Origin of the sequence: Candidatus Venteria ishoeyi, from assembly GCF_030378065.1 — a bacterium.
Taxonomy (GTDB): domain Bacteria; phylum Pseudomonadota; class Gammaproteobacteria; order Beggiatoales; family Beggiatoaceae; genus Venteria; species Venteria ishoeyi.
Window position 1 is genome coordinate 33,970 of the sequence record NZ_JAUCGJ010000015.1, and the last position, 16,650, is coordinate 50,619.

Annotated in this window: 8 protein-coding genes; all 8 read left to right on the forward strand. The window is 46.1% G+C overall.

What is annotated here, in order from left to right:
* Positions 1-39: 39 nt before the first annotated feature.
* The 8 genes from QUF61_RS06890 (at position 40) to QUF61_RS06925 (ending at position 16,584) form a co-directional block, all read left to right on the forward strand.
* The gene (locus QUF61_RS06890; protein ID WP_289681107.1) at positions 40-4,743 is read left to right on the forward strand and encodes a PAS domain S-box protein; all 4,704 of its coding nucleotides are present in this window, start codon (positions 40-42) and stop codon (positions 4,741-4,743) included.
* Between the two features lie 140 nt (positions 4,744-4,883).
* Positions 4,884-5,609 carry a substrate-binding periplasmic protein gene (locus QUF61_RS06895; RefSeq protein ID WP_103918446.1) on the forward strand — a complete coding sequence of 242 codons (726 nt, stop codon included), beginning with the start codon at positions 4,884-4,886 and terminating at the stop codon, positions 5,607-5,609.
* Positions 5,610-5,614: 5 nt separating this feature from the next.
* On the forward strand, positions 5,615-7,840 hold the full coding sequence (locus tag QUF61_RS06900) for an ATP-binding protein (protein ID WP_289681108.1): 2,226 nt from the start codon (positions 5,615-5,617) through the stop codon (positions 7,838-7,840).
* A gap of 47 nt (positions 7,841-7,887) precedes the next feature.
* Entirely contained in the window at positions 7,888-10,944 is a 3,057-nt protein-coding gene (locus QUF61_RS06905) for a response regulator (protein WP_289681110.1), read from the forward strand.
* Between the two features lie 215 nt (positions 10,945-11,159).
* Positions 11,160-11,543, forward strand: a complete 384-nt coding sequence (locus QUF61_RS06910; protein ID WP_103918443.1) for a DUF6394 family protein — start codon at positions 11,160-11,162, stop codon at positions 11,541-11,543.
* Between the two features lie 27 nt (positions 11,544-11,570).
* Positions 11,571-13,289 carry a potassium channel family protein gene (locus tag QUF61_RS06915; protein WP_103918442.1) on the forward strand — a complete coding sequence of 573 codons (1,719 nt, stop codon included), beginning with the start codon at positions 11,571-11,573 and terminating at the stop codon, positions 13,287-13,289.
* On the forward strand, positions 13,286-13,507 hold the full coding sequence (locus tag QUF61_RS06920) for a hypothetical protein (protein ID WP_289681111.1): 222 nt from the start codon (positions 13,286-13,288) through the stop codon (positions 13,505-13,507). Before QUF61_RS06915 ends, QUF61_RS06920 begins: the two co-directional genes overlap by 4 nt.
* Positions 13,508-13,656: 149 nt before the next feature.
* A complete protein-coding gene (locus tag QUF61_RS06925; protein WP_289681112.1) occupies positions 13,657-16,584 on the forward strand; it encodes a laminin B domain-containing protein in 2,928 nt (975 codons plus the stop codon).
* Positions 16,585-16,650: the final 66 nt, after the last annotated feature.

The following is a 16,650-nucleotide window of genomic DNA, read 5'->3' on the forward strand; positions in this document are numbered from 1 at the left end:
GGATCAACCACAGAGAAAGCAGAACAGTAGGATATGAATATGCAGGCATTTCCTCCTTTACCAACAAATAAAAACATTCTCATTGTTGATGATGATGCTGAGGGTGTGCGTTTTCTTTCTCGCATCCTTAAGCAGGAACATTATACGGTCAGAGCCGCGCTCAATGGCACTGCGGCTTTCAAGAGTATCAAGACAAAAACACCAGACTTGATTCTACTGGATGTCAACATGCCGGATATGAGTGGTTTTGAGGTTTGTCGGCGATTGCAGGCAATGGAAGCATTTTGTGAAATTCCGATACTTTTTATCAGCGCACGTGAAAAAACGGCTGATAAACTCAAAGGCTTTGAAGTGGGGGGCAGTGACTATATTACCAAGCCATTTACCCCTGAAGAAGTACTGGCACGGGTAAAAACCCATCTCAAACTAAGCGCCTCCATGAAACAACTGGAGGCACAAAATACCCGTTTAGGGTTTCAGGCACAATTGCTCGACAGCATACATGAATCCGTCATCGCCACCGACCTGGAAGGACGGGTGGTTTACTGGGGCAAGGGTGCGGAACGCTTGTACGGCTATGTTGCAAACAAGGTGCTGGAACAACCGCTCAGTCTTATCATTGAAACTGGAACAGAAGAGGAAGAACGGGAACGCATTCACCAGGTTCATGCAAATGGGGAATGGCGCGGGCAATATCGACAAAAACATAAGAATGGCTCTACATTCTGGGTGGAAACTTTTATTTCCTCAGTGTATGACGAAAATCAAAAGTCTTGTGGTTTAATCAGTATTAGCCACAATATCAGCATGCAAAAACAAGGGGAGATGGAAAAGGAAGCAACCGCCGCCATCTCCCGTCTATTTCTTTCCGACATGGAACTGCCGGAGATCTACGTCCAATTGGTGGAAATTCTCGCTACCTGTCTGGAATACCCCATTGCTGCGCTGGAACTGTACGACCAGAGCGCCACCGAGATGATTTTTACCGCTGCTTACGGTATGCCGGAATTATCTTTGCCCTTGCGCGTGCCGATAACACAGACCCTTTCCGGCAGTGTAGCGCAAAGTGGTGAAGCGATGGTAGAAACACATGCCGGGCAAGGCCATGAATATCAGTTTCAGGCTTTGCATAAATTGCAGGTAGAAACCTTTCTCTGTGTGCCAGTCATCATCAAAGGCGCGGTATTCGCCACCCTATCCCTGTCTGACAAGGTAGTACGATCTGAGCCGGAAACACTGCTTCATACCATGCAAAATATTGCCAATCACCTGGCTTTGGATATTGCACGCAAGCAGGCCGAGAAGGCGCTGGAAAACCGTCAGATATTTCTGGAGGCGATTTTGGAATGCACGGCAAATGGTATTGTTACATGTAATAAGGCAGGCATTCTGTCCTATTTCAACCGGGCAGCAATGGTGTTCCACGGCTTGCCCGCAGAGCCGCTCCCACAGGAAGGCTGGAGCAAATACTACGATTTATTCCAGGAAGATGGCAAGACGCCACTGCCACTCTCCGATATTCCATTGGTTCGCGCCCTAAAAGGCGAAAAAGTGAAGAATGAGGAATGTGTTATTGCGCCTAAGGGGCTTCCAGCTCGCAGCATAAGCGTAACCGGTCAGATGCTGATTGATGCTGATGGCAATAAGCTTGGGGCAGTGGTCTCAATGAATGACATCACCGAGCGCAAGCAGGCGGAGCTTAAATTACGGGAAAGTGAAAACCGTTTCCGCCAACTGGCCAACTCATTGCCGCAACTGGTCTGGACCTGCCAAGCTGACGGAGCATGTGATTTCTTCAGTCAACAATGGCTCAGCTATACCGGCATTGACGCAGAATTGCAACTGGGCTTTGACTGGCTGCAACAAGTGCATCCCAATGATCGTAAACCCACTGTCGCAGCCTGGAATGCAGCCGTGCAGGCTGGTACGGAATTTCATGTCGAATTTCGCATTCGTCGCCATGACGGTATCTATCGCTGGTTTGACACCCGCGCTATACGTTTATTGGATGCGCAAGGTCGCACCATTAAATGGTTTGGTTCCAATACTGACATCACTGAACTGCGGGAAGCTGAACTCATGCGCCGCTTGATTCTGGATACGGTGGTGGAAGGTATTTTCGGGCTTGACGAAGACGGCCTATGTACTTTCATCAATCAAGCTGGTGCGAAACTCTTAGGCTATGAGATCCAGGATTTGCTCGGTCACTACCTGCATCCTTTGATTCACCCCACAGACCTTGAAGACAATCCCCTGCCGGAAGAACAGTGTTCGATCCTGTCCACTATCCACAGTCATGATCAAGACGGTACTGAGCAACGGTTTACCCGTGCTGATGGCAGTTATTTTCCAGCCTGGGTATATGCCAGATGCGTAGAGTATAACGATCATATTCGCGGTACGGTGGCAAGTTTTATTGATATAAGTGAGCGCAAAAACCTGGAAGCATCCTTGCGGGCCGAGCGTGATTTTGCAGAAAGCCTGATCAATACCGCCCCCGCCATTGTGCTGGTGCTGGATACACAGGGTCGGATTGTGCGTTTCAACCCATTTATGGAAAAACTTTCGGGCTTCCGTCTGGATGAGGTACAGGGCAAAGACTGGTTCGAGACCTTCCTGCCGAAATCTGACTGGAAAGGTATCAAACAGGTGTTTCTCTCCGCTATTAATGATATTCAAACACATGGCAATATCAACCCCATAGTGAGTAAAGACGGACGGGAACTGCCTGTTGAGTGGTCGGATCAGACCCTTAAGGATATTGATGGCAAGGTGACGGGCTTACTCTCTATCGGTCAGGACATCAGTGAGCGGCTTTTTGCCGAAAATGCCTTACGCGAAAGTGAAAATAAATTCCGTTCTCTGGTGGAAACAACCAGCGACTGGATTTGGGCCATAGACAAGAATGGGAAATATACTTACACCAGCCCCGCCATTAAAGATCTACTGGGTTATACGTCGGAGGAAGTGCTGGGCAAGACTCCGTTTGACATGATGTCCCCCTCGGAAGCCAGGCAGATACAGGTTAAATTCGCCAAGATAGTCGCTAAATATGGCCCCATTGTGCGCTTGGAAAATACCTGCCGCCATAAAGAGGGTCATGATGTTATCCTCGAAACCAGCGGGGTTGCTGTTTATGATGCATCCGGCAGCTTTCAGGGCTATAGAGGTATAGACCGCGACATTACCGAACACAAAAAAATACAACATGCCTTGCAGCGTTCCAGAGATGAACTGGAACAACGAGTCGAACAACGCACCAAACAACTTGCGACCACCAACCAGGCGCTGGCACAGGCGAAAGAAGCGGCAGAAGCGGCTAATCGCGCCAAAAGCATGTTTCTGGCGAATATGTCTCATGAACTACGCACGCCGCTTAATGCCATTTTGGGCTTCTCCCAACTCATGGCCCGCAATCCGGCAGTGACATCAGAGCAACAAAAGAATCTCACAACCATCAACCGCGCAGGTGAACACTTGCTGGCAATGATTAACGATGTATTGGATTTATCCAAAATTGAGGCAGGACAAATCGAGGTTCATCCTGAAACCTTTAACTTAAAACACCTGTTGCAAAATATGAGTGATATTTTCCACCAGCGTACCCAAGCTAAAAACCTGAAATTTACTCTGGATTTAGAAGCAAAGCTGCCGGCTTTGGTCAGAGCCGATCCCGGCAAGCTACGCCAGATTATCGCCAATCTGCTGGGGAACGCGATCAAGTTTACCGAGCATGGCAAAATAAGCCTGGGTGTACGCATATTGCCGCCTGTAACAGCAGCATCACAGTCTCGCCTGCAAGTAGCAGTGCAAGATACAGGACAGGGTATCGCAACCAGCCAACTCAACAGTGTATTCAAACCATTTATCCAGGTCGGCCCTACGACTTCCCAACAAAAAGGCACGGGTCTGGGGCTGGCGATTTCACGTATTTTTGTTGAATTAATGGGGGGGAAAATAACGGTGGAAAGTGTCTTAAACCAAGGTGCAAAATTTTATTTTGATATTCCACTAGAAATAATAGCACAACAAGTGGACAGCCATACATCGGATAAAACATTACAAGTCAATTGTTTACAATCAGGTCAGCCACAATGGCGAATTCTGATCGCCGATGATGATGCAGACAACCGGGCGCTGCTCAGCAAATTATTACAACAAGTGGGCTTTAATATACGGGAAGCGGTGGATGGCGCTGAAACAGTAGCACTTTTTCAAAGCTGGAACCCCCATTTTATCTGGCTGGATGTACGTATGCCCGTCATGGATGGCTATGAGGCTGCCAGAAAAATTCGTTCCTTAGCAGGTGGTGATAAGGTTAAAATTGTTGCGGTAACAGCTAATGCTTTTGAGGAAGACCGTAAAAAAATTCTTGATGCTGGTTGTGATGATTTTCTCAGCAAACCCTATATGGAACAGCAGATATTCCAATATATGAAAGTACAATTGGGATTACAGTATAGTTATAAGCGGCCCACTATCAAGTCTCCTGAGGTTTCAACCCAGCATTTGTCCACAGCCGATCTCAAAGTCGTACCAATAGCAATGTTAAAATCTTTGGAGCAAGCTGCACTGTCTCTGGATCAGGAAGAAATCAATAAGATTGCCCAACAAATTCATGAACAAAACCCCGTAGTCGCTAAACGTATCCAGAATTTAGTTGAACAATTTGATTTTGGATATTTATATGATACTTGTGAACAGGTTATATTTCAGGTAGGAAATCCAGATAATGAGAACTGATAGTCATCATTTTCCTGGAAGCTTCCATCTTTGTAAAAGATTGGAAAGGGGACAATCATCCTTGCCAGAGATATACTATATTTGGGGAATGTCCCCTGATTTATAGATGGAATTAAGTATTATTCCAAAGGAGAATCAATATGTATCGCATACTTATTATCGCTCTGTGTTGTTTATTGCCACTGGAAATGCCACTTGCTGCAACTTCCAAACTGATACTTAACACGTCCTACACCGCCCCGATTAATGCCCCGGATAAGTCAGGGGTACTGGATATTTTTTACCAGGAGCTATTTAAACGTCTGGGTATGGAATTTGAGATTCAGTATTTACCCGCCGAGCGGGCGCTGACCAATGCTAATAAAGGTATTGATGATGGTGATGTGTGCCGTATTTTGGATCTGGATAAAAAATATCCGAATCTGGTACGGGTGCCTGAAGTGGTGATGCAGTATGAGCATGTCATCTTTTCCCGCAAAGCTGATTTTAAGGTAACTGGGCCAGATGATCTCAAACCTTATGATGTGGGTGTTGTCAAAGGCTGGAAAATTATCGAGTGGAATACAACGACTGCGAACTCGGTGACCCTGGTTGATGCTGGTGAGCAATTGTTTGCCATGCTCGCTGATGGACGCATTGATTTGGCTATTATCGAGCGCATGGCTGGCATGATGCATATCAAAGCGCAGGAACTTAAAGATATTCATATTTTGGAACCCGCGTTTCTGGCGGGTGACTGGTATCTCTATTTGCATAAGAAACATCAGGATCTGGTACCGATAATTGATGCTGAAATTCGGCGCATGAAAGCCGATGGCAGCCACCAAAAGATATTTAATACGGCACTGAAACGTTACCAGGATTAGATTCCATGTTCAAGGCTATATCCAGAGGAATCGGACGCCGCTTTGCAATTTATATCTTATTATTCAGTTCGATCATCACTCTGGTGATCACGGCAATTCAGTTGCTTTATGACTACCATCGTGACATAAGCATCCTTGAAGCGCGCCTGCAAGAAATTGAAATCATTTATCAGGATACCTTATCAACATCTGTTTGGGTGCATAATGAAGAAGGGTTGCGCTTGCAACTGGAAAGTATGTTGCGTCTGCCTGCCATTATCTATGCTCAGGTCAAGGATGAGCTGGGCCAGGAAAAAACTTATAAAGGTAAGCATCGAGCGCAGCGGGTTATTCATCATACCTTTAAACTGAATCATATTCATCGTGATAAAACCATTGCTTTGGGGGAGGTGGTGGTACTGGCTGATCTGGATGTGGTTTATCAGCACCTCATTGATAAATTAGTTGTTATTCTTATCAGCCAGGGAATCAAAACCTTTCTGGTGTCGCTATTTATTCTTTTTCTGTTTCACCTGCTGATTGGTCGTTATCTTTCCAGGCTGGCGACTACGGCTCGTAAGATCAGCACAGGGGCATTCAAATCCCGGTTAAATATAGGCCATAACGATGAATTAAGTGATGTCTCCCAGGCTTTTAATGACATGACCCATGAACTGAATATGAACATGGCAAAATTAAAGCAGGAGATTGCACAACGGCGTAATGCCCAGCACAATCTGGAAATATATAAGGATCAATTAGAGGATAGGGTACGGGAGAAAACCGCAGATCTGCTCCAGACTAACCAGGCCCTGCAACATGCCAAAGAAATCGCAGAATTCGCCAATCAGGCCAAGAGCGATTTTTTGTCGAACATGAGCCACGAACTGCGCACCCCGCTCCATGCCATACTCGGTTTTTCTCAATTGCTGGAAGATGATCCACAAGCAACCCAGGAACAACAGGAAATGCTGGCTATTATCAACCGCAGTGGGCAACATTTATTGTCTTTAATCAATGATGTATTGGATATGTCAAAAATTGAAGCAGGCCGTATGACGGTGAATGAAGAAGTGATTAATTTGTCACAGATGCTGCAAGATATTGGCGATATGATGTCAATCCGTGCAAAAAATAATAATATTCAACTCCTCTGGGAGCTGAACCCGATATTACCTGCTTTTATCAAAACGGATGCAGGGAAATTACGCCAGATACTCATCAACCTGCTTGGTAATGCCATTAAATTTACCCAGGAAGGCAGGGTCAGTGTGTGTGTGCAAACTCATTGTGAAGAAAATACGCCAGGGGCAAAATGCCAATTAAGGATTGAAATTGAAGACAGTGGAATCGGCATTGACAAAGCACATCTGGAGAGTATTTTTGAAACCTTTGTTCAAGCAGGAACTTCTTCAGTCAATGCCAAAGGCACAGGCTTGGGCTTACCTATCACCCGCCATTATATTCAGTTGCTGGGTGGTGATATTACAGTGATGAGTCAGCCTGGAAAAGGCTCCCTGTTCAAATTTCATATTGCAGTGACATTGGCGGATGCTGTTGATGTCGAGATGCCCAGCCCTCCGCTTCAGGTTTTCAGGCTGGTACCGGAGCAGGCGGTTCCCCGTATATTGATTGTTGAAGACGTGCAGGAAAGCCGCTTGTTGCTGAAAAAATTATTAGTTGAAGCCGGGTTTAATGTGCAGGAAGCGGACAATGGGCAGGAAGCCTTGCAATGCTTTGAACAATGGCAACCTCATTTCATCTGGATGGATATGCGGATGCCGGTGATGGATGGTTATGAAGCAAGCAAACGAATTCGCGCCATGCCAGGTGGTAAAGAGACCATTATTGCTGCACTCACCGCAAGTGCTTTTAAATCCCAGAAACAAGAAATTATTGCACTGGGCTGTGATGATTTTGTGCGTAAGCCGTTTCGTGAGGAAGAAATTTTTGACTGCATGGCGCGGCATTTAAACCTAAACTATATATATAAATCAGAGGATTTATCTCCCAAGGAGACGCAAGCTAAAACCAGCTTGGAACCCGCCTTGATTGTAAGCGCACTGGCTGAACTTCCCGATGATTTACGCGCCGAACTGGCGCAGGCGCTCAAGGAACTTGATGTCAATGCCGTGCTTGACGCTGTTCAGCATATCGCAGAAAACGATGCGGTCTTAGCCGAGGCGATAATGCCTTATGCTAATAATTTCCAATATGAACAATTGGAATGTTTTCTGGCTCCCAAAATCTGAATTGATTCGGATTAAATACTGAGGACACAGAACAGTAGGATATGAATATGCAGGCATTTCCCCCTTTACTAGCAAATAAAAATATACTCATCGTTGATGATGATGCTGAGGGTGTACGCTTTCTTTCCCGAGTCCTTAAGCAGGAACATTATACGGTCAGAGCTGCGCTTAATGGCACTGCTGCCTTCAAGAGTATCAAGACAAAAACACCGGACTTGATTCTACTGGATGTCAACATGCCGGATATGAGTGGTTTTGAGGTTTGCCGACAATTGCAGGCAATGAAAGTATTTTGTGAGATTCCGATACTTTTTATCAGTGCGCAGGGAGAAACGGCTGACAAACTCAAAGGCTTTGAAGTTGGGGGCAGTGACTATATTACCAAGCCGTTTACCCCTGAAGAAGTATTGGCACGGGTAAAAACCCATCTTAAACTAAACACCTCCATGCAGGCATTGCGTACCAGCGAAAGTCGGTTTCACCAATTAGCCGACTCGCTGCCACAACTGGTTTTGACTTGCGAACCTGACGGAGCCTGTAATTTTTTCAGCCAGCAATGGCTCACTTATACCGGTGTCAGCAAAGCTCAGCAACTCGGCTTTGACTGGCTGCAACAACTGCACCCGGATGATCGCGCACCAACTATTGCCGCCTGGCAAAAAGCCATTGATAGTGGTACTGAGTTTCATACCGAGCTGCGCATTCGCCGTCATGATGGTGTCTATCGCTGGTTTGATACCCAGGTCATACATTTACGGGATGAGGAAGACCGCATTATCAAGTGGTTCTGGTCTAATACTGATATTACCGAACTGCGGAAAGCCGAACTGATGAGCCGTTTGATTCTGGATACGGTGGTAGAAGGTATTTTCGGACTCAACGAAGCAGGCATATGCACCTTTATCAACCAAGCCGGGGCGAAACTGTTGGGATACGAATCCACCAAGGGTTTACTCGGACAGCATCTGCATTCATTGATTCATACGCATAATATTGCTGGCGATCCTCTGCCGCAAGCACAACGTTCAATTATGGATAGCATCCACACAAGTAGTAAAAACAGCAATGAATATTTGTTTACCCGCAAAGATGGCAGCTTTTTTCCGGTTTGGGTATACGCCAAACCGATAGCGTATAACGGTGATATTCGCGGCACGGTGGCAAGTTTCATCGATATAAGTGAGCGCAAAAGGCTGGAAGCCTCCCTGCGGACCGAGCGTGATTTTGCCGAAGGCTTGATCAATACTGCTCCCACCATTGTGCTGGTATTGGATATGCGGGGCCGAATTATACGTTTTAATCCTTTTATGGAAAAAATCTCCGGCTACAGCCTGGATGAAGTCCGGGGCAAGGACTGGTTTGAGACCTTTTTTTCGAAGCATGACTGGAAACATATCAAACAGGTGTTTTTCTCTGCCACTGATGACATTAAGACGCATAGCAATCCCATAGTGACCAAAGATGGACGGGAGGTGCCTATCGAATGGTCGGAGCAAACCCTTAAAGATATTGATGGCAAGGTGACGGGATTACTCTCTATCGGTCAGGATATCAGCGAGCGGCTTGCTGCCGAGAAAGCCTTGCTGCAAGCCAGAGAAGAACTAGAGCAACGTGTCGAGCAACGCACCAAGCAACTTGCACTCCTCAATCAGGCGCTGGAACAGGCAAAAGATGCGGCGGAAGCCGCCAACCGCGCCAAAAGTATTTTCATCGCCAATATGTCCCACGAACTGCGCACCCCGCTCAATGCTATCCTGGGCTTTTCCCAACTCATGACCAATGCGCCTGATACCTTGCCGACACAAAAAGAAAACCTGAATACCATCAACCATGCCGGTGAACATTTGTTGGCCATGATTAATGATGTGCTGGACTTGTCCAAAATTGAGGCGGGCAAGATCGAGTTGCACCCTGAATCTTTCGATGTGGTGCGGTTGCTGCAAGATATTACCGAGATGTTCCGTATCCGTGCCCAAGCCAAAAATATTACCGTCAATCTGCTGCTGGCGGATAATATGGCACATTATATCAAAACCGATTCTGGCAAGTTGCGCCAGGTGCTCAGTAACCTATTGGGTAATGCGGTTAAATTCACCCAACAGGGAGAAATTAGCGTACACGCCGACATATTGCCGCTGGCGCATGAAATAGATCGCCAGTGCTTGCAGGTAGCGGTGCAAGACACTGGCAAAGGTATTCCACAAGCGCATCTTGATACTATTTTCAAGCCTTTTGTACAAGCTGCGCCAGATATGCTCGGTCAAAAAGGCACCGGCCTGGGTCTGGCGATTTCACATCAATTCATTGAACTGCTGGGCGGTGAGATGCGTGTGGAAAGTGTTGTGGGTGAAGGCAGTTGTTTTAGTTTCCAGATCGCAGTTGAGGTTTTGAATACTCCGGCAGATGTTCGTGGCACAGCGCAATCCAGGCAGGTTTGTGGTCTGCAACCCGGTCAACAGATTTGGCGAATTCTGATTGTTGAAGATGACCTGGATAACCGGATATTGCTCACCAACATATTGGTGCAAGCCGGTTTTAAAGTGCGGGCGTGCACCAATGGTGTAGAAGCTGTGGCGATGTTTCAAGATTGGTCGCCCGATTTTATCTGGCTGGATATCCAGATGCCGGTGATGGATGGTTATGCCACTGCAGCCAAAATTCGTACCCTACCCGGTGGAGATGAGGTTAAAATTGTTGCTCTGACCGCCAATGTATTTCAGGAGGATCAGGGTAACATCCTTGCCGCAGGCTGTGATGATGCGCTCAGCAAACCCTTTCTGGTGTCTCAAGTATTTGCAATGATGCACCAATATCTGGGGGTTGATTACCTGTATATCCAGGCTCAGACCGATGCGCCCCAAGCGCAGACGACGGCGCTGAGCCGTGAGGATTTGCAGAAATTACCACGGGCTTTATTGGAGGATTTGTATCAAGCTGCACTCTCTCTGTATGTGCAGGGTGTAGAAGATGTTACGGCAAAAATCAAGGTGCAATACCCGGAGATAGCAGAGCGCATTGAGAGACTGAGCCAACAATATCACTATGACCTTATCTGTGATCTCTGTGAGCAAATTTTGCAATCGGAGGAAAGCTCAAATGAGTGATGCTGTTCTTATGCGCCATACTGTGAAAAGGCAATATTTTTTTACTGATTTAGCTATTTTAAGTGAAGATGAAAACCTGCTGTGTCTTTGCTAGAATGCAGCATATCAACAATTTCTTAGTGGCATTATGATTTGGCTTATACCCCGTGAGGCACTCTGCTAAGGAATGAGGGTAAAATAATAGCTGAAACACCACTATTATCACCGGATAACTCATGAATTTTGAAAACGTTGTTTTTAGTTTTTTTATTGTTCTAGCACTTACCCTGAATTTTGGTTTTTTTATCGGGGATATCGATAATCCCGTCCATCATAATCAATATGAATTATTGGCCGCTATTCTGGTTAACCTGATCGCGACCATCTTAAAATTTGGGGATAAATCGCATGTTGGCGCTATTTTGCTTTCCACCAGCCTGGTTGCCGATATGCAGTTATTGCTGGCTGGCGGCATTTGGATTTTTGGCGTGCATATCACGGGGGAAACGATGACCCCCAACACTATGGTCAGTATTGTTTCACTCGCGGGTGGTGCGATGTTAGCGAATGTTATATCCGTGTTATTACTGGTCACTGAAACTGTTTTATTGCGGCGTTAAGCAGTGATTTTCCTGGTTTTACGGCGGATGCGTTTTCCGCTATTGGTATTGATTGCCATTTATTCCATTGTGCTGGTTGGACTGACCCTGATGCCCGGTCATATTGATGATGCAACGGGTGAAGTTCAGTATATTGATTTATTTCACGCTTTTTATTTTGTATCATTTATGGGTACAACCATAGGGTTTGGTGAAATTCCACAACCTTTTTCCGCTGCCCAGCGCCTGTGGGTCACTTTTTCGATTTATCTCACGGTAATTGCCTGGGTTTATGCCATCGGTACCTTAATTGCCTTATTTCAAAATAAATCCCTGCAACGCTCTTTACGGGAAATGCATTTTACTTCCAAGGTTAAAAACATCTGTTGCCCGTTTTATCTGATTTGCGGGTATGGAGAAACCGGACGGGCTTTGGTGGCTACCTTGGAAGCGCGTGGCATACGGGTGGTGGTCATCGAACAGAGTGAAGATGTTGCCAATACACTGATAATGGAAAATTATCCCATTGATGTGCCGCTGTTATGTGCAGACAGTCGTAAGCCACTGTACTTGCAGGAAGCAGGGCTGAATAACCCCCATTGCCAATCAGTGATTGCCGTCACCAATAATGACTCGATTAATCTGCAAATTGCAATTACCAGCAAACTGCTTAACCCCAAAGTGCAGGTCATTTGTCGTACCGGCAGCCAGGAAGTGGCTGCCAATATGAAATCCTTTGGCACTGATTATATTATGAACCCGTTTGAAGTATTCGCCGCAGGTCTGCACACCACCTTATGCGTGCCACATTTATATTTATTACGTGAGTGGTTTACCGGGTGCATTCAGAATATTAACTATACATTAGAGCAACCACCGTTTAAGGGATTGTGGATATTATGCAGTTATGGTCGTTTTGGTAAGGCGGTGTATCAGCGTTTGAAAAAGGAACCAGGGCTGCACATTATTATTATTGAAGCCAAACCTGAGTTAACCGGTTATCCTGAAGTGGAATATGTGATTGGTCAGGGTACGGAAGCCAGCACCTTGCAGGAGGCGCATATTGAGCAGGCAGTCGGGATTATTGCCGGCACCAATAATGATGTGAATAATCTTTCAATTGTAATGACGGCAAGAGAGCTAAGCAAAACGGTGGGGCATAAACTGTTTGTCGTCTTGCGCCAGAACCAGACGGATAATCACGATATTTTTCAGGCGGTGGGGGCTAATGTCATTATGCCTGGTAATCAAGCCATTGCTGATTATATTCGGGTGGTCTTAACCACGCCGATGCTGGTGGACTTTATGAAACTGGCAAAAAAACAGGGCGATGACTGGGCTAAAACGTTGCTGGACACTATTCACAGTTTTGCAGATCGGGATTTTTTAGAGCACTCGCCGGAAATCTGGGAAACCTGCATTGATGCCAGGCAGAGTCCTTCGGTACATCTTGCCTTGCAACAAGAGAGCAATATTTATCTGGGCGACTTATTACGCAATCCCAGAGCGCGTGAGCAGAAATTATCCATTATCCCTTTATTATTGCTGCGTGAGCATCAGTATACCTTATTACCCGATGAAGATGAGGCGTTACACTCTGGTGATCAAATTTTGTGGTGCGGCAGTCATGCAGCACGTTGGTGGTCGGAATGGGCGCATAAAGATCACTGGATACTGGATTACTTAATCACCGGCACCTTAAAATCACGCGGCACAGTGATGTGCTGGCTTAACAAATATGCTAAAAAACAAGGTATAAGCCCATGAGTGAAGACAAACTGATTCATGACTGTCTGGAAAACAGTCTGGAAAATATTTGCCAGCAAGGTTGTCGCCAGGTAAGCCAGGTTATTTTGCAAATGGAGCAAGGTGAAACCCTGCCTGAAACGGCGATGTTATCGGCAACGCAGCACCAGCTTTTATTAGTGGAGTTAAAAGCAATTATGGCAGTGTATGAAAAAACCGGCAGTTGTGATATTGATTAATGCCAGTATGCACTAAGCCGCTGAGTTCAGTATAAGATTTTTAAGATAACAACATAAAAATCAATAATTTGTTTTTATACAAAAATTATACTATAGGGGAATATTGAGGCAGTCCTAAAAATTACCTGATAATATTCAGGAGATTGATAATGATTAGAAAATTCATAAATTCAGCCTGGATAAAATACCTGCTAAGTGTATTTTTATTCATGCAACTACCTGCTGGCATAGTATCTGCGGCTTGTACTGAAGCGTTCATTGCGCCTTGCCTGCGTTCTATTCCTGCTAATATCGGCACGGATTTACAATTCTGGACGCAGCCATCCACGAATGATGGCTTGATTGAGAAAACCACCGAAGAACTGGTTTTACAGGGTGCAAAATGGACCAACGGCAGGCTTGATGCCAATGGTTATGCCGATGGTAATGCGATTATTTCCAGCACTAACTATAACCATGTTGGTGTCAGCAGCTATATTCAGCTAAAAATTCATGCTGATAACCAGTATCTGGGCATACAGGCAAAAGCAGAAGGTTTGCCTGTCGGCCTTATCACCACCCATCATTCTTTCCTCCAGAGCAAGGTGATTCCCGAAGATAGCTGGCTTTTTATGCGCACTCAAATTGAAACTACGGGTGCATGGCAGTATGTTATTGCGCAACAGAACTATGATGATGCCGGTGGCACAGTGTTACACAGCTATTCAGGCAGCTATACTCAGGCGCAAATAACCGCGCTCCAGGATGCACCTTTTATTATTTCGTTTTTTGATAACTATGGGGGAGAAAATACCTATCTCACCTTGGCGGAAGTAATTGTGACGGATGCTGAGCCGGTTATCCCCGATCCCGAACCTATTCCAGATCCTGTACCCGACCCTGTACCCGACCCTGTACCCGACCCTGTACCTGACCCTGATCCCATACCCGATCCTGAGCCGCAGTTAAGCTGCTCCCCACAAAATCTTACACTTTGTGAAACAGCGCGGGATTGTTTTTTTGAAGGCCAGGGAACCTGGTGTAATGATACCTGCTCAACGCAGGATTGTCCGATAGTTGCAAGAGAGCGGCCACAATGTGGCAGCTTCGATTCATTTAACAAGTTCTATCAGATTCCTTGCCTGAGTGTGGACAACGATCTTTATCAGGTGAGTTTAAGTGCTTATCCCCCCAATCCCTTCCAGCTTAAGCTGGAAAGCATCCGCCCCTATGAGGCTGATGCCGTTGATTATGATTGCGCAGAATATACCCCGGCAAGCAATAAACTGCATATCAGTTGTATTGATTTGGGAGAACAGGCCTATTGGGCAGATTTAAGGGTTGTTTCCATCAATCTGCTGGAACTGCAAAACGCGGGAGAAGTCAATTTACAGGCACCAGACTGGATTAAACATATCGACATCAATGTTGGCAGCCCCGAACCACTGGTAATGACGGTGGTTGACAGCAATGACCGTTATTATCGCTTTTACGGGGTGAAAGATGCGGCGAATCAGGTCTTATATTATGACAGGCTGGTGCTTGATCAATTCGATGCGCAGGGCGTGTTTAAGCATTATATGACACTGAATTTTGATGCACAAAGCAGGCTGACAGGGATTATTTTAGCGGAAGATGAAGGCCAGATAGCATTGGAATATTTGCCAGATACTCAGGTGAAGCTAACCGTGAATGCAGCTGATGGCAGCCAGGAAAGCGTTATGATCAACAATCCGTTTGCCTCACTGTTTGAGTATGCACAAGACGAAACAAGCCCATCGCTTACTCGCTCATTGGACGCATCCACCTCAATTAAAGTCGAGTACGTTGGCGGCATTCAGACTTGTGATGACAACACCCCGCCTGAAGTGTCTATTCAGCGCAACTTCAGCCCGGCCTTACAAGCCAGATACCCGTTATTGGCGCGCGCGTTTAATGCACAAAGCATATATTTTATAGAAGAGGCTTATCGGCTTGAAGAAAGTCCTGAAAACTTTAACTATAAATACAGCTTCAGCATTCCCGGACATGATTACGATGCCTGGAGCTGGCAATGCCGAAAAGATTATATTGTGGATGTGGGCACGGGCTTTATCGGTGGTTTTGCAAAATACCCCGCCGCCGCCTATTCGGCTTTTAACAGCATGATTAAAGATTATCGCGCAGGCTCCACGCAAAGCAGCACAAGCACGGTCATGGATACTGCAGCGGATAAGCTGGTAGGTGATTTGCCGTTGATTTCAACGCTGAGAAAAGTCTATGAGGCCGCGCAGCAGGAAGGCGTGGGTGAAGATGGCGGAGATATGTGCAGTGAAAGGGTTTATGATATTGCGCGGCAGCGTTTGCTGCATCCACAAACCCTCACCGTCAAGCATGACGGTTCCATCCAAACTGCGGTATACCAGCCGACAGTCAGATGGAATCAGGATACTGATGATTATATGCAGCTTGCGCCCTCATTTGATTTTTCAGCGCAATGTGATACCCAGGCCACAGCCATTGTGAGTGATTTTGACGGGCTGCATATTGAAAATTATGATCGCTGGGGCATTGGTCCCATGGCTCCGGGATTTGGCGTTGGCTGGTTTCAATCACAAGATGTGGCAAGCTACAACACCACGGGGGGAAACCCCGATGGTTATATCAGCTGGGTAGGCTCACAGGGAGACTGGTGGTATTTTGTCACCGCCTCAGACAAATACAGTGGAGATAAAAGCTTTGCTTTGAATAAAATGCTGAGTTTTGATCTGAAAACGGACAATAGCAAAGCACCCAATTACATGTCATTTATTCCTTTTGTGGTATTAAGCGGAACAGATGCGGCGGGTAATGCCATGCACCTATATCAGGCGCAAGCACTATTCCAGGTCGCCAAATACCCGGAACCGGGCAGTGACTGGACGAGTTACAGCATCCTGTTAAATGCCACTGCGGAATGGAAAATGGCTGACAATAGCAGCCTGAGCGGAGCCAGTAATGCCAGCGATGCCGATATACGCCAGATTTTGTCAACCTTAAGCAGTTTGCGAATCCGGGGAGAATACGGCTCTGCTGCTGCAACCGGGGCATTGGATAATGTGGTATTTGGAGGGAACTGACAGGCCGTGAAAAAATTGTTTTTATATGACGTTGAAGGTTACAAAACATATATGCTCAAGGTCAAA